The following is a 19,570-nucleotide window of genomic DNA, read 5'->3' as shown; positions in this document are numbered from 1 at the left end:
TATTCCTTTCCTCTCAGTTGGTTGTGGTGCCGCGTGCGGTGCGTTGCTGGGGCCGCGCCCCGCCGCCCCCCCGCCCCCCCCCCCCCGCCCCCCCCCCCCCGCCCCCCCCCCACCCCCCCCCCCCCCCCCCCCCCCCCCCCCCCCCCCCCCCCGCTCCTACTACAGGGGAGGAGGCTCAGGCCCGGGCGGCCTCCGTCACCGGGAGGGTGGCGGGGATCAGGCCGCGGATCATCATGGTGACCGAGCGTTCCAGCAGCGGCGAGTCGTGGGTGATGGCGCCGCTGAGGATCTGGTATTCCAGGTTGAGGATGGTCCCGTGCACTATCTGCGCCGCCGCCGGGGGATCGGCGAGTTCGAGCAGTTCGAAGAATTCCTGGATCAGCGACTCGTTGGCCGAGTTGGCCATGCGGATGACGCGGGTCAGTTGCTCGTTGCGCAGCGCCTCATTGCGAAATGCCAGCTCGATCAGACGGTAGTCGCGGTTGCCGGCCTGGGCTCGGATATGGGTGAGGATAAAGCGGGTCAACTGCTGGATCAGCAGCTTGCGCCCGGTGCCCGTGGCGCGCTCTTCAGGCGTCAGGCGGCGGGCGACGGCGAAGCTGTCTTCCTGCAACTGGCGGGTGTGCTCCAGCCCCTGTTCCACAAAGTAAGTGAAGGCGTCGCTTATCAGGTCGCTCAGGTCTTTGAAATAGTAGGTGGTGGCGGCCAGAGGTACTGATGCCTCGCGGGCCACAGCGCGGTGGCGGATACCGCGGATGCCCTCCCTGACGATCAGCCGCAGAGTAGCCTCGAGGATGGCTTTGCGGCGTTGGCGGCTGTCCGCGCGCTGGGCGCGGCGTCCATGATAGACCAGTTCAGACTTTCCATTGTCCACACTCATAGTGTTATTCCCTGTTTTTATTGTTGGTCGCCGACCAAATTCCGGATCGGAGTCCCATTCTAGCGAAATAGTTGGAAATGGCCACCGCTGTGGCGAGGAAGACTGTGCCAAAAAGGTTACAGCGACGGAGTTCGGCACGGACCTTGTAGGAGCGGCCGTTGGCCGCGATCGGTGTTGCTTCGTAGCGGATGCTGATCGCGGCCAACGGCCGCTCCTACAGAGTCAGGTGATTTTGCCGGTGGTACGTACCCGCTTGGCGCCGGGCACGATTCTGACCTGCTGGCTGCGGCGGCGCTCTATGCCTGCGTCGATGGCATTTTTGGCCGCGATCAACAGGCCCGCCACCAGGAAGGCGCCGGGAGGCAGCACCGCGGCCAGGAAGCCCGGGTAGTCGGCGCCGAGTACTGGGATCACCCACTCCTTGGCGGAGGGCCAGAACAGCAGGTCCATATCCGCAAACAGCGTGCCCTGGCCGAGCACCTCGCGGATGGCGCCGATCACAATCAGCACCGCGGTAAATCCCACGCCCATCATAAAACCGTCCACCAGCGAGGGCAGCACCGGGTTTTTGCTGGCGAAGGCGTCGGCGCGGCCGAGGATGGTGCAGTTGGTGACGATCAGCGGAATAAAAATCCCCAACACCAGATAGAGCTCGTAGGTAAAGGCCTTCATCAGCAGCTCGGCGCAGGTGACGAAGGTGGCGATAATCATCACCGAGGCGGGCAGGCGAACCGCTTCCGGCATCTGCCGGCGCACCAGGGATACCGCCAGATTGGAGCAGATGAGCACGCCGGTGGTGGCCAGTCCCAGGCCGATGGCGTTCACCACCGAGCCGGTCACCGCCAGCAGCGGGCACAGGCCCAGCAGTTGCACCAGCGCCGGGTTGTTGCTCCACAGGCCGTTGCGGGTGATCTCTCCGTATTCGGGGTTTGCCATCATTCGCTCTCCGGCTCGGGTTTGGCCGCCTGCGGCTCCACTTCCACCGCGCGCCCGGACGGCGGCACGTTGAAAATCTCCTCACGGTGCTCGGCGACGAAGTCCAGCACTGTGCGCACCTGGGTTACCACCGCCCGCGGGGTGATGGTGGCGCCGGTAAACTGATCGAAGGCGCCGCCGTCTTTCTGTACTTTCCACTGGTCCCGCGGCGGGTCCTGCAGCGACTTGTCGTTGAACGACAGTATCCAGTCGCTCTTTTTCAGGTCCACCTTGTCCCCCAGCCCCGGGGTTTCACTGTGGCTGGTGACGCGCACCCCGGCGACGGTGCCGTCCCGGTTTACACCCACCAGCAACCGGATAGGGCCGGAGTAGCCGTCCGGCGCCACCGTGGGAATGATCACCGCGAAGATGCTGCCGTCGTCCTCCCGCGCCAGATTGATATCGCCGCCATTGGGCAGGTCCAGCATTTCCCAGTAGCGTTTGGGGATCGGGTAGGTATCCAGCAGCAGGTCGTTGCTGTGGCGCTCGAGGGGAATAATTTCCAGCAGCGCCTTGGCCGCGGCTTGGCGGATCGCCCGCTCGATGGGCTCGCGGGTGACGATCTGGGTCACCGCCAGGGTGCCGGCGGTGATCAGCGCGAACAGCGCCAGGATCAGGCCGTTGCCGAGTACGGATCGCTTCAGCATCACCGCTCCTCCAACTCAGTGGCCCGCCGCGGCGCCTTGTGGCCATAGGTGCGCGGCACCGTGTAGTTGTCGATGGTGGGCGCGGCGAAATTCATCAGCAGCACCGCGAAAGCCACCGCGTCCGGGTAAGTGCCCCAGGCGCGGATCACATAAGTGAGAAGCCCCACGCCGGCGCCGAAAATCAACCGCCCCCTGTTACTGGTGGCACCGCTGATCGGGTCGGTAATGATAAAAAACGCCCCGAGCATGGTGGCCCCGGAAAACAGGTGCAGCATCGGCGAGCCCTCGGAGAGGGAACTGCCGCTGTCGTAGAACAGCAGCGACAGCAGCGCCAGGGTGGCGAGCATGGCCACCGGCGCGTGCCAGGTGATGATGCGCCGGAACAGCAGGAAGAGGCCGCCCAACAGGAAACCGAAATTCACCGTCTCCCAGCCGAGCCCGGCAAGCGTACCCTTGTTGAACACCGGCTCCATCTCGTACAGCCGGGAGAGCAGCACCGATTCGTTGAGGCGCACCACTTCCAGCGGCGTGGCGCGGGTGTAGCCGTCCACGTTGTAGCCGCCGAAACCGAACACCAGGCCTAAGGCCTCGTCGATACCGGGCGCGCCATAGATGAGTTCCGCGGGCCCCACCCAGCGGGTCATGGCCACCGGGAAGCTGATCAGCAGCACCACGTAGCCCACCATGGCCGGGTTGAACGGGTTGTAGCCCATGCCGCCGTACAGGTGCTTGGCCAGCACGATTGCCGTGAAGGTGCCCACCACCGGCAGCCACCAGACGCAGTAGGGCGGCAGGGCTATGCCCAGCAGCAGCGCGGTGACAAAGGCACTGCCGTCCTTGAGATAGAAAGCCACCGGGCGGCTGCGCAGCTTCATCACCGCCGCCTCGCAGGCCAGCGCGGTGGCGGTGCACAGCAGGATATTGATCAGCACGCCGATGCCGAAATAAATCACCAGCGCCAGCACCCCGGGAACGGTGGCCGCGGCCACCTGCAGCATGACCTTGGTGGTGCTCTCGCCGGAGAGGGCGTGGGGGGAGGTGGCGCGCATCAGTGCCATGATCGGGACTCGGGGCTCGGGACTCGGGACTCGACGGTGACCACCAGCCCTGTGGGAGCCAGCCCCGCTGGCGATATGGCGCGGGTTCTCCGGGCTCGTGATAATCGCCTGCAGGGCAGGCTCCCACAGAGGAAATGCCTCCGGAATCGGATAGGGCCCAATTCGCCTGCAAGCAGGCTCCTACAAGGCAAGTGCATTATTTCTGATCCGAATGGCACTGACTTAAGCCGGGAAATGGTATTTTCGTAGGATGGACAAAGCGAAGGCAGAAAATTGCTCCATGCATTTCCTGCATTCCCGCCATCCATGGCGGGCTCGTGCCCATCAACGCCGCGAACGATGGGCACGCTTCGCTTTGCCCATCCTACAGAAGAAACAACGCTTAAGTCAGTGTCATTCATGTCTGATCCCCCGCAGCCTTCTGCTCACGCATCTTTTCTTCCAGTTTTTTCTGCAGTTTTTCCAGCGCGGTTTCAAACGCGTCCACGTTGGCATCACCCTCCGCGCGCGCTTTTTCCAGCCGCGTTTCGGACTTTTTCACACGCGCCTTGAGGGCGTCGATATCCGCCGCCAGTTTATCCGCATCGCTCATACTGGCGCGGGCCGCGGCGGCGGCCTTGGCTTTTTCGATGGCGCTCTGCGCCTTGCTCTTCTCCGCGCTTTCCGCCGGCGCCGCGCCGGCCTTTTCTTCGGCCTGGGCCAGTTTCTGTTGCGCTTCCCGCAGGCGGATTTCCGCCTCCTTCAGTTGCGCCGCCAATTGGCCGCGCTGGCTCTCTTCCGCGGCCTCGAGTTTTTTCTGCATGCGCTCCACCCGCTGCTCGGCACTGCTGAGTGCGCGCTGGGCGCGGGCCAGTTGTTGTTCCGGAGAGGCCTGTTTGGCTTTCACCCGCGCCAGCGCGGCGGCCACCACATCGGCCTCCTGCTGTGCAGATTTGGCTTCCGGGGAGCCAGTATTCTCTTCCCGCTGCTTGCGCGCCAGTTCCGCGGCTTTGCGGCGCTCCTCGCGCTTGGCTTCCTTTTCCTTCTCGGCTTTTTCCAGGCGCAGCTTGCGGAACTCGAAACGCTCGCGGGCGCGATCGGATTTTTCCTTTTCCGCCTCGGCGATGCGGATATCGCCCTTGGCGGCGCGGTAATACTGCACCAGCGGAATGGTGCTGGGGCACACATAGGAACAGGCGCCGCACTCGATACAGTCGAACAGGTTGTAGGCCTGCAGCTTTTCCCGGTCGTCCACCCGCGCATACCAGTACAGCTGTTGCGGCAGCAGCGAAGCGGGGCACACCTCGGCGCAGAAGCCGCAGCGGATACACGCCTGGGCCGGCGGCGCCGGCGGCAGTTCCTCATCCGTGGGCACCAGGATGCAGTTGGTGGTCTTGATCACCGGCGTACGGTCGTCGTTGATGGTGTAGCCCATCATGGGGCCGCCGATCACGATGCGCTGCATCAGCCCGTGGTGGGCGCCGTGGTGCTTGAGAATATGGCGGATGGGGGTGCCCAGGGGCACCTCGATATTGCGCTGTCGCTGCAGTGCCTGGCCCACCACCGTGGTCACCCGGCTGATCAACGGTTCGCCGAAACGTATTGCCCGGTACACCGCGCGGGCGGTGCCGACGTTCTGGCAGATAACCCCGATGTTGGCGGGCAGGCCCCGATTGGGCACCTCGCGCCCGGTGAGTATCTGGATCAGCTGCTTCTCGCCGCCGGAGGGATATTTGGTGGGCAGGACCACGATATCGATGCGGCTGTCTTCGGCGGCCGCGCGCATCGCCATGATGGCCTCGGGCTTGTTGTCCTCGATGCCGATCAGCACCCGCTCAGGCTCGTCGAGTATATAGGCGAGGATCTTCACCCCGGCGATAATTTCCTCCGCGCGCTCGCGCATCAGCATATCGTCGGCGGTGATATAGGGCTCGCACTCGGCGCCATTGATCAGCAGCGTATCGATCTCGGCGCCGCCGTGGGGGTCCAGCTTGACCTCGGTGGGGAAGCCGGAACCGCCCATACCGGCGATGCCGCATTCGCGAATCTTTTCCAGCAGGTCCACCGGCTCCTCACCGCGGAAATCCTCGCAGGGAATCAGCTCGCACCAGCGCTCCTCGCCGTCGGTGCGGATCACGATACTGTCCGCCGGCATGCCGGAGGGGTGGGGCACCGCGCAGGGCTCTATCGCCATTACCTTGCCGGATGTAGGCGCGTGCACCGGGCAGCTGATCAGGCCGTCCGCCTCGGCGATCTTCTGGCCCTTCATCACGTATTCGCCCAGCTTCACCAGCGGAATCGCGGTGCCGCCCACATGCTGGTTCAGCGGTACAACTAAATCCTCCGCCAGCGGAATGCTGCCGATGGGTTCGCCGGTGGATTGGTGCTTGTTCTCCGGCGGGTGAACCCCGCCGGGAAAATCGTAAAGCTTCAGCGCGCGTGCCTTCTCCCGCGCCTGGTCGCTGGCGATCAACTGCGCCTCACGGGCGGCGCGGCGCTCGCGGGCGGATTCTGTTTCCTGCACCGGGCTCAAGCTGCGTCCCTCTTGTTTCCGGCGTCGTTTCCGGACCGGGTGCCGCGCTGCGGGCGGTCGCTGGCGATCAGGTCGATCCCCTCCTCGGGTTTCTCCGGGTGCCAGTCGGCGAGGGAAGCCTCCCGCGGCACCATATCGATACAGTCCACCGGGCAGGGGTCCACGCACAGGTCGCAGCCGGTGCACTCGTCCACGATCACCGTGTGCATATATTTGGCAGCACCGGCAATGGCGTCCACCGGGCAGGCTTGGATGCACTTGGTGCAGCCAATGCACTCCGCCTCGCGGATAAACGCCACCATCTCCACTGTTTTTTCCGTGCCGTGTTCCGCGTCCAGGGGCACGGGCTCCATATCCAGCAGGTTGGCCAGCTCATTGATGGTGGCCTGGCCGCCGGGGGGGCACTTGTTGATCGCATCGCCGTGCACTATCGCCTCGGCGTAGGGCCGGCAACCGGGATAGCCGCACTGGCCGCACTGGGTCTGCGGCAGCAACTCGTCCACCTGGTCCACCAACGGGTCCCCCTCCACCTTGAAACGCACCGCGGCAAAGCCCAGCAGTGCGCCGAAGGCCAGCGACATGCCGCCGAGCACCAGCAGGGGGGTGGAGATTTCAGGGAGCCACTGCCACATCAGACCAATCCGCTAAAGCCCATAAATGCCAATGACATCAGCCCGGCGGTGACCATGCCGATGGCCGCGCCCTTGAACGGCAGCGGCACATCCGCGGCGGCCAGCCGCTCGCGCATGGAGGAAAACAGGATCAGCACCAGGGAAAAGCCCACCGCCGCGCCGAAGCCGTAGAGGGTGGACTGCACAAAGGTGTGCGCCTTGATAGTGTTCTGCAGCGCGACCCCGAGAACCGCGCAATTGGTGGTGATCAGCGGCAGGAAGACCCCCAGCACCCGATACATAAGCGGGCTGGTCTTCTCGATAAACATGCGCGCGAACTGCACCACCACCGCGATCACCAATATAAAGGAGATGGTGCGCAGGTATTCGATGCCGAAGGGTTCCAGCAGGTAAGTGTTCACCAGGTAGGAGCAGATGGACGCCAGCGTCAGCACAAAAGTGGTCGCCCCCGCCATGCCCACGGCCGTCTCCAGCTTGTTGGAGACCCCCATAAAAGGACACAGGCCCAGGAACTGCACCAACACATAGTTGTTGACCAGAATGGTGCTGAGCAGGATGACGACGAATTCGCTCATGGTTCTCCGGGGGTTGGGGTGGCACTGGCAAAGCCTAGCAGGCACCTATGCTCCCCTCTCCCGCTTGCGGGGGAGGGGCTGGGGGAGGGGGCGCCGCGCAGGGCCGCTATTATGGGTGAGCGCCGGAGTGCCTTCAACACGACATCGGCGTTGCGACTGCTGCTTTCAGATGTTTGCCTGCCCTCTCCGTTGATAGTTCAGGGAGGTCAATGCCACAAACTGCTTTCAATTGGGCCGGTTGCACCGAAACCGAACTGTCCGGCAGGTCGCAGACCATTTCGAGGATATCCTCGAAATGGTCAAAATTGGATCAGGCGCTCAACGCAATGAGCTTGGATGTCTCTGACTGCCGACCTCGGCACCTGTAGCCTAGACTTGACATTGCCGGCAAGGATAATAAGCTTGCCCGAGAAGGAAATCCGCAAATATCGCGACTTTCAGGGGCGTATACCCTACGACGAATGGGGATATAGAGGCAGCCAAAAGCTACTGGAGAGACTATTGGCATGGATAAATTGCAAAAATCGGTCCCCTACGATCCGGCCACCGAACTAAAAACCCCCGAGGACATCGCCGCCTACCTGGATGCCGCCATGGAGGACGAGGACGAGCAGGTGCTGCTGATGGCCCTGCGCCACGCCGCCACCGCCATCGGCGGCATGAGTGAACTGTCTCGGCGCACCGGCCTCTCCCGCGAGACCCTGTACCGCACCCTTTCCAGCAGCGGCAACCCCAAGTTTTCCACCCTGCGCGCGATACTCAAGGCGTTCGGGTTGACCATTTCCGTACACGCGGCCTGATCGGGAAGTATTTTGGGGAGGCTGGCTCTCGAAAGAAGTAAGCGGGTGGGGATCATAACAAAAACGCTCAATGCAATGACAATTGGAGGGTAAATGTCTGTGTTCGATAAACTGGATCAATTAAAAGCAAAGCTGGACACCTATCGCCCCCTGCCGTCGGCCGCGGTCAGAAACTTGCACGATGATCTAGTGCTGCGCTGGACGTATCACTCCAATGCCATAGAGGGTAATACGCTCACTTTGATGGAAACCAAGGTGGTACTGGAAGGTGTCACCGTTGGCGGCAAGTCCATGCGGGAGCATTTCGAGGCAATCAATCACCGCGATGCCATCTTGTATGTGGAAGATGTTATCCAGAAAAACGAACCACTTTCCGAGTGGCAGATCCGCAATATTCACCAGCTGATTCTGAAAAATATCGACGACGAAAATGCCGGGCGCTACCGCAATATCAACGTCACCATCGCCGGTGCCAACCATATTCCGCCGGACCACACATTGGTTCCGGAGCGGATGCGCGATTTCGTCGGATGGCATCAGAAGCAGGCCGCGTCTCTGCATCCGGTCGAGCGTGCTGCGTGGGTGCACGCAGAATTTGTCGGCATACATCCGTTCGTGGACGGCAACGGCAGGACATCGCGGCTGCTAATGAACCTGGAACTGATGAAAGCCGGCTTTCCACCCTGCGTGATCACCGTTGAGCAGCGGCTGCGCTACTACCAGGCGCTGGACAAGCTGCACGCCACCGGAGACCGCGCGGATTTCACCGCGCTGATAGCGGAGGCGGTGGAAGCGAGTTTTGCCCCCTACTGGCATGCGCTCGGCATCCGAAATTGAGCGGAATGATTGTACAGACTGGAGTGACGCATTGAGTTCAGAGCAACCCCTCACCGTAGTGATTTCCGCAACCAAAGCCCTGGAGAAGTGGCTGGGCCGCGAGATTCCGCGCATGCCCAGCCCGGATGGCAAGCGTATCGGCACCCAGCCGCTGGTGACCGATAGCAAGACGGTAAGCTGGCAGTGCCATGTGATCGAAAACAAACCCGGCTCCGGTCTCTACACCGCCATCGCGGTGGAGGCCCACAGCCGCTATACGATTCTGATACCTTTTGAGGGGCGCGCCTCGCTAAAAGAGTTTTGGGCCGCACTGGAAAAGCACTGGTCGGAACAACTGGTACATCATATGCGCGAGAGCGGTTTTATCGAAAAGGCGCAGGCACGTAAGGTATTCGAAAAGTTTCTGCACAGCCCGCTGAAAGTGCACTGCTACCGGAATACGGATCTCAGTGTCAACGGCCATGTAACCGATGCGGAGCAGTGGGCCAAAGAGTCCTTCGAGCAGTACGGTATCGACCGTTTCGATCGGGAGGAGGCTTGTGGCCTGGGGATGCATATCAACCAGATGTTCAAGCGCGCGAAAAACCCCGAAGGCGTTCAGGAAACCTTTTATCCGGTTCCGCGCTTTCTGGCGGATGGCCTTTACCGCTTCACCCGCGGTCTGGCCACGGCGGATTTTCCCGGTACGCCCCGGGGCGATTATCCCAACCCCTACGGTGGAGTCGAGGGTGAAGCGGACTGCACTGTGAGTGCTCACGGTGATGTCAGCGGCGGCGAAGATGATCCCGGCTCCACGCAAATGCCGGATTCCGACGCCCTCTGCGCGGAGGAGCTGGATTTTCTCGCGCGTATGCTGCGTCACTACGGCAACAGCAAATCCGTTGCCAGTATCAGCGAGCTGGACGGCTTTCTCACCGCCATCGTCTCCGGCCCCGAGGCGGTGGTGCCCAGCCGTTGGTTTCCACTACTCTGGGGCGGCGCCGGCCTGGAACCGGAGTGGGAGTCTGGCGGTGATATGCGGCGCTTTCTGGCGCTGCTGCTCAGGCATAGGAACCATATCGCGGATACGCTGATGGAGCGCCCCGACGACTACCGCGCTATCTTCCTGCCAGTGGAGGTGGAGGCGCGGGGTCGCTATTTAGTGGAGGACTGGTGTGCCGGCTATACGCGCGCACTGGCGATCTCGGCATCCGCGTGGCAAAAGCTGCCGCAGGCGGAACAGGATGAGCTGGGCATAATCACGGCCTTCTCCAGCCCGGAGAATTTCCAGAATCTCCCAGACCAGGACCGCGGGTTCCAGCGCCGGCTGGCCGGCAGTGTCGAAGCCGCCGCGTGCACCCTGCACGCCTATTGGCTGGCCCGGCGCAGCGCGCAGGCACCGCTACCCGCCCGCGAGCCCGCCGTCGCGGCACCCAAGGTGGGTCGCAATGATCCCTGCCCATGTGGCAGTGGCAGGAAGCACAAAAAGTGCTGCTTGCACTGAGCGGCCTTGCGGGAAGTCGAAGACCGGACCTGTGCTGCGGGAGGATCAGCGCTTCTACCGGTATGGGAAAGGTGGACTAGGCAGGAGCCGCCCGGAAAGGCGACCGCGCCGACTACACCTTGCGGTGAGAGCCTATTGGAGCACATGGGAGCGCCTTCCCGCGCTCGGGGGGGCTCAGGAAGCTGATGAGCGCGCGGCCGCGATGTACCAGCCGGATGACCGGGAGCCAAAAGCGCCGGACCGTCCGGGCGGGGCACAAACCGCTCGCACCGCTAGCGCGGCTCCGGACCGGCGGCGGTCGGCTCGGTGGTGAGAATGGTTATGAGCGTTTGGGCGTGCTCGGCGGCGTCGTGGCCCAGACCGGTGAGATAGCCGCCGTCGGCCTGGGTGATCAGGCCCTTGTCGTGCAGGCGCCGGGTGGCCGCGATGGCACCGGACGCGGCGGTGGAGTGCACCTTGATACCTTCCTGGGTGGTGTTGAGGTTGAACAGGGTGAGGACTTCCAGCTCTTCGATCAGCTCCGGGGTCAGTTTCATGTTCGGAATCCTGCTGAGTGGCGGCGACCTATCGTTTGTACCGCCGCTGTTGCCGGCTGTCCAGCCTTCTTGGCAGTTGGAGCTTAACGGCGGACTCGATTGCCATATTCCGGTATGAGCGAAAGCCCCACACGAAAGAGCAACTTCCCCCAGTCGAAGAGACCAGGAAAGCAACAATCCCTTGCTGGCAGTTGGCCTGTCGGAGCCGGTGGCGGCAGCCTCAGCTCCCCTCTCCCCTCTCCCCTCGGGGAGAGGGGCCGGGGGAGAGGGCCCCCAGCACAGGCCATCCTGGTAAATCCTGATTCTTATCCCCGACTCGCAAGAAAAGCGCCGCACGAAACACCTGCTTCCCCTCCAGTCGAAGACACCGGCAAAGCAACAACCCCCACTACCAGTTGACCTCCCGGACCCGCTGGCGTAAAAAGGTTCAAACCGAGAAGGAAGTCACAAACAATAACAAAGCAGCTCACGCCTTCCCGGCTGTTCTGCGCGGGCACCGGCCAATCATGGACGAAATCCAACAGCGCCGCTTCTGGCTGATCGAACTTATCGCCTACTGGGAAGGGCGCCTCACCACCACCCATCTGTGCGAGTTCTTCGGCATCAGCCGTCCATACGCCAGCAGCGAGATCAACCGCTACCGCGAAGCCCACCCGCACAACCTCCTCGAATACCGCCACAGCGACAAAGCGAATGTTCCGAGCCCGGACTTCCAGCGCCACTATATCGGCACCGACGTGGCCGAGTACCTCAACTGGATGGCCGGCCTCAGCGCCCGCTCGCTGCCCACCCGCCCCTCCTGCCAACTGCCCAACCTGGTGCTCCGGCACCCCGCTCGCAACGTCACCCCACAACTGATGCGCCCACTGGTCAAAGCCATCCGCGAACAGCGCAGGGTGGAAGTGGACTACGGCTCCATCGCCAATCCGGACCGGGAGGGCCGCATCATAGCCCCCCACACCTTCGTCAACACCGGCCTGCGCTGGCACCTGCGCGCCTGGTGTGAAAAGAATCAGCAATATCGGGATTTCGTCCTAAGCCGGTTCCACGGCGAGCCGGAACTGCTCGACAAGTCCCCCCGCAGCGCCAAAGGCGACACCGCCTGGAACACACAAATCACCCTCATCCTGCAACCGGACCTGCGCCTCTCCGCCGAACAGAAAGCCGTACTGGAACACGACTACAACATGGAGGGCGGCCAGCTCCGCCTGCAAACCCGCGCCGCCCTGGCCAGCTACCTGCTCAAGGAGATGCAGGTAAATACCAAGATGCTGGACGGGAGGCCGGAGGCGCAGCAGTTGGTACTTGTCAACTACGAGGACGTTAAGGAGTGGCTTTTTTAGCGGGAACCGGGGGAGTAGCGGATAGGAATGTCAAATGGGTTGACCTGTAGATTTGAACAGAATTGCCTCCGAGAGCGGGTTAATCGATAGTCCGGGACAGAAAGAGGGGAGTTTTAACCATGAGTGTTATCGCTATTGGTGGGGAGAGGTTGCCGGAGTGCTGAGTGTTAAAAAACGGAGCCCGGGGGTGCCCATTCCTGTACGTCAATTCAGGTTATGCCCGGCCAAGACATTTCTCAACAGTCGCGGAGAGACTGTAAAGGGGCGGTCTGTTTTCAATCATTGTCAGATTGTGGGGGAAGTTGCCAGGGAGTTGATTCGCCGTTTTCCCAAAATGCTCCAAAGCCTTTTCCCGGCGGGGGCACCAATGGCCGCTGGAGGGCACGACACCGGGAAGGTCAGCCCGACTTTCTACAACAAGATAATGCGGGCCTGTTCAGAAGAGTTGATTCCAGGGTTTACCCCTGACTTGGAACGAGAATGGGGTGGGCATGCCGGCGTTAGCCAGCTGACGGCCAAATTGCTGGGAGCGCCAGAATACGTGCCGGAAATTCTTGGTCAACATCATGGTTTTTCGCCCAATGTAGCCGGTCTTCGGGCTACCGACGACAAGTTTGGGGGAAAGGCTTGGCAAGCAGAGCGGGAAAAGCTGGTGCAGGCACTGCAGGAGGCTTTGGGGGAATCATGGCCTCAAGTGGAATCCGTTGCGCAAGCCCGGCTGCTGGCCGGTCTGACCTCGGTGGCGGACTGGATTGGCTCTGGCCAGTATTTTGAAGATCCGCAAGTGCCCTGGGAGGAAAATATTGGTAAGGCGCTGGATGATGCGGGCTTTGTTCCGGCCAGCTACAGAACAGGTTTGGGCTTCGAAGAGGTATTCGGCTTCTCACCCAGAGAAGCCCAGTCGCTTCTTATCGAACAGGCTTCCATGCCGGGCGTCTATGTGTTGGAAGCCCCCATGGGGCTGGGCAAAACGGAGGCCTCTCTGTACGCGGCCTACAAGATGCTATCGACAGGGCAGGCAAGCGGTATTTATTTTGCGTTGCCAACCCAGTTGACCTCCAACAAGATTTTCGAGCGCTTTCAGGGTTTTCTGGAAAAGGTGCTGGCGGATGATTGTCAACACCGCTCCTTGCTGCTGCACGCCAACGCTTGGCTGTTTGATACCGACTTGGGGGAAGAAGGCCGCCCAGGCGGTGCCTGGTTCAACCAGGCCAAGCGGGGACTGTTGGCACCTTTTGCCGTAGGCACTATCGATCAGGCCCTGATGGCGGCCATGAATGTCAAACACGGCTTTGTCCGCGCCTTTGGGCTGGCGGGCAAGGTGGTGATTCTCGACGAAGTGCATACCTATGACGCTTATACCGGCACCTTGCTCGATGCCCTTGTGAAGCTGCTGAGGGAGTTGCGCTGCACGGTGATCATTCTCAGCGCGACGCTCAGTCAGGAACGCCGCCAGCAACTGCTGGGTCGCCAAACAACCGCAATGGCTTATCCGTTGATTACTGCCAGCCCCGGCCATGGCGGTGAAACCGCGCATGAGGTCAGTGTACCTGCCGGTGAAATCCGCAAGGTTAGGATTTTCCTGCGCGCAGATGAATCGCTGGCCGTGGAGCAGGCGTTGCTGCGGGCCGAACAGGGGCAGCAGGTATTGTGGATTGAAAATACCGTGAAGGAGGCGCAACAGCGGTATCTAGATTTGGCTGCCCGTGCCGCGGAACTTGGCGTTGCCTGTGGCCTGCTGCATTCGCGTTTTACCGCAGATGATCGCCAGCGCATCGAAGAAAAATGGGTCAATCTCTACGGCAAGGCCGGCTGGGACAAGCGTCATCAGCAGGGCCGGGTTCTGGTGGGTACCCAGGTGCTGGAGCAGTCTTTGGATATCGACGCCGACTTTATGGTTTCCCGTTTCGCACCGACCGACATGCTGCTGCAACGCCTGGGTCGCCTGTGGCGCCACAACGATACCCCTCGCTGTGACAAGGCGGAGTCGGAAGCCTGGTTATTGGCCCCGAATCTGGATGAGGCCATCGAAGCACCGCAAAAGCATTTTGGCCCCAGCGCCTTTGTCTACAGCCCTTATGTACTGTGTCGCAGCCTGGAGGTCTGGCAAGGTGTGGCGTATGTCAATCTGCCGGATGATATCCGTGGTCTGATCGAACGCTCCTATGGCAGTCGTAAGGAACAGGGGGCGATGAGCCGCTGGCTGTCCGAACTGGAAGAAGGCACTTCTCGCCGCGCAGGGCGCGATGCCATGCGCCAACTGGCCAGAGTGACGCTGGCAGAAGGGGGAAATACCCTGCCGGAAAGCAAGGCACAAACCCGTTACAGCGAGGCGGAAAACTACGAGGTTTTGATGTTGCGTGCCATTTCCAGAAACCGCGAAGGGAATACCGCAACCCTGACATTGCTCAATGGGGAAAAAGTGGAATTACCGTTGCGGAGGGACAGCCTGAGCAAGAAACAATGGCGAAAACGCAGTGCAACGCTGATGCGACAGGTGGTGTCGGTACGGATTCAGGATGCTCCCAAGCCTTCGCCGATGGATACGCTAAAGCGTTTTGGTTTGCATCACTGCTTCTATCTGGGCAACCCGGACTGGCCAGATGACGAGAGTGTGCTGCGCGTGGCGCTGGTGGATAAAACCGACTGCCTGCGAGGCATAGAGCACGTTGATATTCACGATACCCATACCCTGGAGTACCGCGGTAACCTAGGTTACCGGGTCATCAAAGACTAGGAAAATGACTATGGAAAACCGTTTCAACCTGATTGACGAACCCTGGATACCGGTGGTCGACCACGGCCGCGTCAGTCTGCGGTTGATATTCAGTAATCCCGAGTATCGTAGCCTGGGCGGTAACCCGGTGCAGAAAATCGCCTTGCTCAAGCTGCTGTTGGCCATCGCCCAGGCGGCGTCTACACCAGAAGACGAGGTAGAGTGGAGGGCGCTAGGCGTACAAAGACTGGCCGAGCGTTGTTTGGCTTATCTGGATGAATGGCATGAACGCTTTTATCTGTATGGCGAAAAGCCGTTCTTGCAGATGCCAAAGGTAGCTGATTTGATAGAAAAGCGAACTGAGTTGAAAGTTAACTCGGCTACCTCCGGCGCAAAGAAAAAAGAAGCAGAACTGAATGGGGAGCCAAAGAGCCTTGGTGCGGGGTTTTATCCAGATTTACCAAGCTCAAATAATACGGTTCTTTCCCATACCCTGGTCGAGAGAAATCTTTCAGATGCTGACAAGGCTATTTTCGTCGTATCAATAATGAATTTCGCATTTGGAGGAAAACGAGTAGAGGGGGATATGGATTCTCTTCATGGGAAGCTAATGGGAAATCGCTACAGTGCACCGGCTGGGCCTAGTATGGGTGGTTGGACTGGCTACTTGCATAGTTTTTTATTAACTGGATCGATTTTGTCAGACATTTGGATAAATACCTTAACTGAAAGTGATGTGAGAAAGGCAGCGGTTTGGCCGCAAGGTATTGGTAAGCCGATTTGGGAGGAGTTGCCATCATCGGAAGGTTGCGAGATTGCAAATCAGTACAAGAGTTCATACATGGCAACTTTGGTTGCTATGAGTCGCTTTTCACTACTGGCTGGGAATGGCATCTATTACATGGACGGGCTCAATTATCCGAGCACAAAGAATGGTTGGTTTGAATCTGGTTTGATTCTAGATCGGTCAGGAAGCGACATAAAAACAAAGTATGTTGATCCAGAAAAGAGGCCTTGGCGTGAACTTGAAGGGCTTCTGTCTTTTATTGACGGAAATAAAACGCAAGGATTTGACTGCCTCGCCTTAAGAATAGGCATTGAAAGAGGGCGGGAGCATTTTCTGCAGTTTGCTGTTTGGGCCGGCGGCTTGAAGGTCAGTGTGAACTCAGGCGATCAGTCTGTTAAGCAGAGTGACGATTTCGTCGAGTCAATAGTCTGGTTGCATGGAGCGGCACTGGGTAAGCCATGGATTGATCAACTTAAGAGGGAAATGTCCGATCTTGAGTCTCTTTCCAATATTCTTTGGAGTAAGGTCTTTTCGTACTTTAAATCGCTGAAAGCGGATAACGGGAAGAAGAAAGAAAACACTCATGCTGGAAAGGCGGCATCACAAGCTAAGCATCTATTCTGGCAACTCTGCGAGCGGGAGTTTCAGAACCTGGTTGATCACTGCGATCAGACCGATGAGGCTGGTGTGCAGCGTAGAAAATTACGTCAACGCTTTGCGGATTATATCCAGCAAGCCTACGACAAATTCTGCCCCCGCGAGACCGCGCGGCAACTGGATGCCTGGGCCAAGTGCCGGCCCAATAACAGCAAATATTTGAACCAGGAGGTTTGAGAACCATGCAAGTTGAACAGCAGCCTGTGGATGCCGGCAACCCTAGCAGCCGTGAACAGCGCTTTGTGGATGCGGTGATAGACCGTTGCAAGAAGGATAAAGGGATGGCCGCTCGTTTGCGTCGCGCCGACAATCCTGCCACCGAGTACCAGAGTTGGGAGCTGCTGGGTTCCCTGGGAGTGGATCTGGAAAAGGAGTATGAGCGTCTGCCTTTCGTGACCACTGCCGCTGCCATAGCCAAATCCAAGGCCGGGCACAACGGCAGTCTGACGCTGGGCAAGGCCATTCTGGCTTGCTACGACAATGATCGGGAAAGTGATCAGGCCAAAGCCCGCTTGCGCCGCCTTCTCGCCTGCGATGAACGGGCCGAGGTCTGCCGCATTCTGCGCCCGGTGCTGACTTTGATTGACAGCAAAGTCGGCCAGCCGCTCGATTATGGGCGCCTGCTCCGGCAGTTGCGCTACTTCGGTCAAAGAACCAAAACCCAGTGGGCGCAGGAGTTTTACGGCCAACCGGTTCAGGCGGTGCAAGAGGAGGCCGAAGCATGAACATGGTTGCCAGCGTGCTGCATCTGGATCGCCGCTCGGTCAGGGCCCTGCGCATCACCGATGCCTACTCTCTGCATCGGGTGGTGTACAGCCTCTATGATGATGTGCGCGATGCGGGAGAAAAACAGGCGAGTATCGTCAGCGGTATTCTCTACGCCGATCAGGGCGGTGATTACCGGGGCCGAAAGATTCTTATGCTGGCCAACCGTGAGCCCATGGTGGCGGTGGACGGCCGGTACGGCGAGGTGCACAGCAAGCCGATTCCCGAGAACTTTCTGGAATATGACCTGTATCGATTCAAGGTGATCGTCAACCCCACCCGGCGTGACAGCGCCAGTCGTAAGCTGGTGCCGGTACGTGGCCGCGAAGCAGTGGCCGAGTGGTTCGCAGAGCGCGCTACAGCCAGTTGGGGCTTTGACGTGACCATCAGGAATTTGCAGGTGGACAAGATCGAAGTTCTGCAATTCAAGGATAAGCAGCAGCGCCAGGTCACAATTGCCCAGGCCCATGTGCAGGGCATGCTACGTATTACCGACAAAGCCCGTTTCACTGCCAGCTTCACCCAGGGTATAGGCCGCGCCCGCGCCTATGGCTGTGGTTTGTTGCAGATTGTTCCAATTACCGATAATCCCTTTGCTTAATTCAGGAAGATCATTATGACCAACGCTTATACTAACACCCGTATTGAGTACCACATTCTGCAATCCTTCCCGGTAACCTGCTTGAACCGCGATGACGTGGGTGCGCCCAAGTCCGCCATCGTCGGCGGGGTCCCCCGTGCGCGGGTCAGCTCCCAGTGCTGGAAGCGGCAGGTTCGCCTGGCTATGCAGGAATTCGGCATCAAACTGGGTATTCGCACCAAGAAAGCGGAAGAGATCTTCGTAAAGGCGTGTCGGGAAGCTGGAGCCAATGAAGAGCAAGCCGCAGTCTGTGGTACAAAAATCGCCGCTCAGTTGATCGATGATACCTTGCTGTTTGTCAGCGAGACCGAAGCGGCGGCCTTTGCTGCCTATGCTGCTGAAAGGGGATTTGACGATAGTAAGATCAAGGATAAGGAGCTGGCCAAGGTGGCAAAGAAAGCGCTGAATCCGGCGGAGGATGCGTTGGATATCGCCCTGTTTGGCCGCATGGTGGCCAAGGCTGCCGAAATGAATGTGGAAGCGGCAGCATCCTTCTCCCATGCCATTTCCACCCATAAGGTCAGCAACGAAGTGGAATTCTTCACTGCGCTGGACGACCGTCAGGATGAGCCCGGCTCCGCCCACATGGGTAGCCTGGAGTTCAATTCGGCCACCTATTACCGCTATATCAGCCTGGATCTTGGCCAGTTGGCGCAGACTATGGGCGAGTTTGATCTGAAAAAAGCCATTGAGGCATTTACCAAAGCCTTGTTTGTCGCCGTGCCCAATGCCCGACAGACCACCCAGTCTGGTGCCAGCCCGTGGGAGTTTGCCCGTGTAATGGTACGCAAAGGGCAGCGTTTGCAGGTGCCTTTCGAGACATCGGTCAAAGCCTGTGAAGGTGGCTACTTACAACCAAGCATTGAAAACTTAAAGAACTATCTGGAGAAGAAAGAAAAACTGGCCGGTTCCCTGTTTGGCAAGCTGGCCGCCTATGACTGGGGTGAAGACGAAGATTTCAGTATCGACGCTCTGGTGGAATCTCTGCAAAGCCATGTGCAGTGAGGTGTGCCATGAGTGACCCTTATCTGCTGCTGTGGCTGGAGGCCCCCCTCCAGTCTTGGGGGCACGACTCCAAGTTCGGGCGACGCGATAGCCTGGACTTTCCGACCAAGTCTGGGGTACTGGGCCTGCTCTGCTGTGCCTTGGGTGCAGGCGGTGAGCAGACTGAATGGCTGGCGCGCTGGGCAGACCGAGACATGCAGGTAGTGGCCTATGTGCTTGCCGACAGGCTCGGGAAACCTTTGCCCCGGCAACCGCTGATGAGGGATTTTCAGATGGTGGGCAGTGGTTATGACGACAGTGACCCCTGGCAGACACTGCTGATCCCAAAAACCAGCGAAGGCACAAAAGCCGTAGGTGGTGGCACCAAAATGACATACCGCTACTACCTCCAGGACATGGCGTTTGCTGTCATCCTCCAAGGGCCGAAAGATGAGTTGACCACCGTGGAAGCAGCCTTGCAAAACCCGGTGTGGGATCTGTACCTGGGCCGCAAGAACTGTGTTCCCACCGAGTTTATCGCTCAGGGCATCCACGGTGACGCAGCGCAGGCGATGGACAAGACCAGAGAATTGGCGACGTCCAAGAACCGACAGTCGGTATTTCAGGTACTTCAGGGGGAGCATGACGGGGAAGTGCTGGCTCTCAACGATGTGCCCTTGCAGTTTGGCGAGCACAAGCTGTACCGCGACCGGCGGGTAACCGTGTTACCGGTGGAGTAGCCC

19 protein-coding genes are annotated in these 19,570 nt (G+C 59.9%); 10 read left to right on the top strand and 9 right to left on the bottom strand.

Annotated elements, in window-relative coordinates; all coding sequences use genetic code 11:
- Nucleotides 1–175: 175 nt before the first annotated feature.
- From FHS09_RS17985 to rsxA, 8 genes are all read right to left on the bottom strand, one after another.
- Entirely contained in the window at nt 176–880 is a 705-nt protein-coding gene (locus FHS09_RS17985; RefSeq protein ID WP_183462463.1) for a TetR/AcrR family transcriptional regulator, read from the bottom strand.
- A 4-nt stretch (nt 881–884) separates the two neighbouring features.
- A complete protein-coding gene (locus FHS09_RS17980) occupies nt 885–1,085 on the bottom strand; it encodes a hypothetical protein (RefSeq protein ID WP_183462461.1) in 201 nt (66 codons plus the stop codon).
- A gap of 17 nt (nt 1,086–1,102) precedes the next feature.
- The gene (locus FHS09_RS17975; RefSeq protein ID WP_183462479.1) at nt 1,103–1,816 is read right to left on the bottom strand and encodes an electron transport complex subunit E; all 714 of its coding nucleotides are present in this window, start codon (nt 1,814–1,816) and stop codon (nt 1,103–1,105) included.
- Nucleotides 1,816–2,502, bottom strand: coding sequence for an electron transport complex subunit RsxG (gene rsxG, locus FHS09_RS17970; RefSeq protein WP_183462459.1), 687 nt, complete (start codon nt 2,500–2,502; stop codon nt 1,816–1,818). Before rsxG ends, FHS09_RS17975 begins: the two co-directional genes overlap by 1 nt.
- Nucleotides 2,502–3,560, bottom strand: coding sequence for an electron transport complex subunit RsxD (gene rsxD, locus FHS09_RS17965; protein WP_183462457.1), 1,059 nt, complete (start codon nt 3,558–3,560; stop codon nt 2,502–2,504). Before rsxD ends, rsxG begins: the two co-directional genes overlap by 1 nt.
- Before the next feature lie 397 nt (nt 3,561–3,957).
- Nucleotides 3,958–6,012, bottom strand: coding sequence for an electron transport complex subunit RsxC (gene rsxC, locus FHS09_RS17960; protein WP_221192104.1), 2,055 nt, complete (start codon nt 6,010–6,012; stop codon nt 3,958–3,960).
- Between the two features lie 56 nt (nt 6,013–6,068).
- Entirely contained in the window at nt 6,069–6,704 is a 636-nt protein-coding gene (gene rsxB / locus FHS09_RS17955) for an electron transport complex subunit RsxB (RefSeq protein WP_183462455.1), read from the bottom strand.
- The gene (gene rsxA, locus FHS09_RS17950) at nt 6,704–7,279 is read right to left on the bottom strand and encodes an electron transport complex subunit RsxA (protein WP_183462453.1); all 576 of its coding nucleotides are present in this window, start codon (nt 7,277–7,279) and stop codon (nt 6,704–6,706) included. The genes rsxB and rsxA overlap by 1 nt, the downstream gene beginning before the upstream one ends.
- A 506-nt stretch (nt 7,280–7,785) precedes the next feature.
- Between rsxA and FHS09_RS17945 the strand changes: the two genes are divergently transcribed.
- The 3 genes from FHS09_RS17945 (at nt 7,786) to FHS09_RS17935 (ending at nt 10,399) form a co-directional block, all read left to right on the top strand.
- Nucleotides 7,786–8,079: an addiction module antidote protein gene (locus FHS09_RS17945; RefSeq protein WP_183462450.1), complete on the top strand. Its 294-nt coding sequence runs from the start codon at nt 7,786–7,788 to the stop codon at nt 8,077–8,079.
- A 93-nt stretch (nt 8,080–8,172) separates the two neighbouring features.
- Entirely contained in the window at nt 8,173–8,916 is a 744-nt protein-coding gene (locus FHS09_RS17940) for a Fic family protein (RefSeq protein ID WP_221192100.1), read from the top strand.
- Nucleotides 8,917–8,947: 31 nt separating this feature from the next.
- Nucleotides 8,948–10,399 (top strand): UPF0149 family protein, encoded by a 1,452-nt coding sequence (locus FHS09_RS17935; protein ID WP_183462448.1) that lies wholly within the window; start codon nt 8,948–8,950, stop codon nt 10,397–10,399.
- A gap of 272 nt (nt 10,400–10,671) precedes the next feature.
- Here FHS09_RS17935 and FHS09_RS17930 read toward each other — a convergent pair whose 3' ends face one another.
- Nucleotides 10,672–10,935, bottom strand: coding sequence for a TIGR02647 family protein (locus tag FHS09_RS17930; RefSeq protein ID WP_183462446.1), 264 nt, complete (start codon nt 10,933–10,935; stop codon nt 10,672–10,674).
- Nucleotides 10,936–11,441: 506 nt separating this feature from the next.
- On the opposite strand from FHS09_RS17930, the gene FHS09_RS17925 reads away from it, so the two are divergent.
- The 7 genes from FHS09_RS17925 to cas5e all read left to right on the top strand — a co-directional run bounded on the left by FHS09_RS17925 (nt 11,442) and on the right by cas5e (nt 19,567).
- Entirely contained in the window at nt 11,442–12,278 is an 837-nt protein-coding gene (locus FHS09_RS17925) for a BrxR family helix-turn-helix transcriptional regulator (protein ID WP_183462444.1), read from the top strand.
- Between the two features lie 187 nt (nt 12,279–12,465).
- Nucleotides 12,466–15,015, top strand: a complete 2,550-nt coding sequence (cas3, locus tag FHS09_RS17920; protein WP_221192099.1) for a CRISPR-associated helicase Cas3' — start codon at nt 12,466–12,468, stop codon at nt 15,013–15,015.
- A gap of 10 nt (nt 15,016–15,025) precedes the next feature.
- Nucleotides 15,026–16,615, top strand: coding sequence for a type I-E CRISPR-associated protein Cse1/CasA (casA, locus tag FHS09_RS17915; protein ID WP_221192098.1), 1,590 nt, complete (start codon nt 15,026–15,028; stop codon nt 16,613–16,615).
- Between the two features lie 5 nt (nt 16,616–16,620).
- On the top strand, nt 16,621–17,163 hold the full coding sequence (gene casB, locus FHS09_RS17910) for a type I-E CRISPR-associated protein Cse2/CasB (protein WP_183462440.1): 543 nt from the start codon (nt 16,621–16,623) through the stop codon (nt 17,161–17,163).
- The gene (gene cas6e / locus FHS09_RS17905; protein WP_183462438.1) at nt 17,160–17,804 is read left to right on the top strand and encodes a type I-E CRISPR-associated protein Cas6/Cse3/CasE; all 645 of its coding nucleotides are present in this window, start codon (nt 17,160–17,162) and stop codon (nt 17,802–17,804) included. The genes casB and cas6e overlap by 4 nt, the downstream gene beginning before the upstream one ends.
- 15 nt (nt 17,805–17,819) lie before the next feature.
- Complete coding sequence (gene cas7e, locus FHS09_RS17900) at nt 17,820–18,848, top strand: type I-E CRISPR-associated protein Cas7/Cse4/CasC (protein ID WP_183462436.1); 1,029 nt, start codon at nt 17,820–17,822, stop codon at nt 18,846–18,848.
- An 8-nt stretch (nt 18,849–18,856) separates the two neighbouring features.
- Nucleotides 18,857–19,567, top strand: a complete 711-nt coding sequence (gene cas5e / locus FHS09_RS17895) for a type I-E CRISPR-associated protein Cas5/CasD (protein ID WP_183462434.1) — start codon at nt 18,857–18,859, stop codon at nt 19,565–19,567.
- The last annotated feature ends 3 nt before the right edge of the window (nt 19,568–19,570 follow it).

The organism is Microbulbifer rhizosphaerae (assembly GCF_014191725.1).
GTDB lineage: Bacteria > Pseudomonadota > Gammaproteobacteria > Pseudomonadales > Cellvibrionaceae > Microbulbifer > Microbulbifer rhizosphaerae.
The sequence above is the reverse complement of the archived record's forward strand: the minus strand, read 5'-3'. Positions and strand labels throughout refer to the sequence as shown.

Coding starts and splice junctions, on each gene's coding strand:
- FHS09_RS17985 (WP_183462463.1), bottom strand. CDS start 880: ATGAGTGTGGACAATGGAAAGTCTGAACTGGTCTATCATGGACGCCGC.
- FHS09_RS17975 (WP_183462479.1), bottom strand. CDS start 1,816: ATGGCAAACCCCGAATACGGAGAGATCACCCGCAACGGCCTGTGGAGC.
- rsxG (WP_183462459.1), bottom strand. CDS start 2,502: ATGCTGAAGCGATCCGTACTCGGCAACGGCCTGATCCTGGCGCTGTTC.
- rsxD (WP_183462457.1), bottom strand. CDS start 3,560: ATGGCACTGATGCGCGCCACCTCCCCCCACGCCCTCTCCGGCGAGAGC.
- rsxB (WP_183462455.1), bottom strand. CDS start 6,704: ATGTGGCAGTGGCTCCCTGAAATCTCCACCCCCCTGCTGGTGCTCGGC.
- rsxA (WP_183462453.1), bottom strand. CDS start 7,279: ATGAGCGAATTCGTCGTCATCCTGCTCAGCACCATTCTGGTCAACAAC.
- FHS09_RS17945 (WP_183462450.1), top strand. CDS start 7,786: ATGGATAAATTGCAAAAATCGGTCCCCTACGATCCGGCCACCGAACTA.
- FHS09_RS17940 (WP_221192100.1), top strand. CDS start 8,173: ATGTCTGTGTTCGATAAACTGGATCAATTAAAAGCAAAGCTGGACACC.
- FHS09_RS17930 (WP_183462446.1), bottom strand. CDS start 10,935: ATGAAACTGACCCCGGAGCTGATCGAAGAGCTGGAAGTCCTCACCCTG.
- FHS09_RS17925 (WP_183462444.1), top strand. CDS start 11,442: ATGGACGAAATCCAACAGCGCCGCTTCTGGCTGATCGAACTTATCGCC.
- casA (WP_221192098.1), top strand. CDS start 15,026: ATGGAAAACCGTTTCAACCTGATTGACGAACCCTGGATACCGGTGGTC.
- casB (WP_183462440.1), top strand. CDS start 16,621: ATGCAAGTTGAACAGCAGCCTGTGGATGCCGGCAACCCTAGCAGCCGT.
- cas6e (WP_183462438.1), top strand. CDS start 17,160: ATGAACATGGTTGCCAGCGTGCTGCATCTGGATCGCCGCTCGGTCAGG.
- cas7e (WP_183462436.1), top strand. CDS start 17,820: ATGACCAACGCTTATACTAACACCCGTATTGAGTACCACATTCTGCAA.
- cas5e (WP_183462434.1), top strand. CDS start 18,857: ATGAGTGACCCTTATCTGCTGCTGTGGCTGGAGGCCCCCCTCCAGTCT.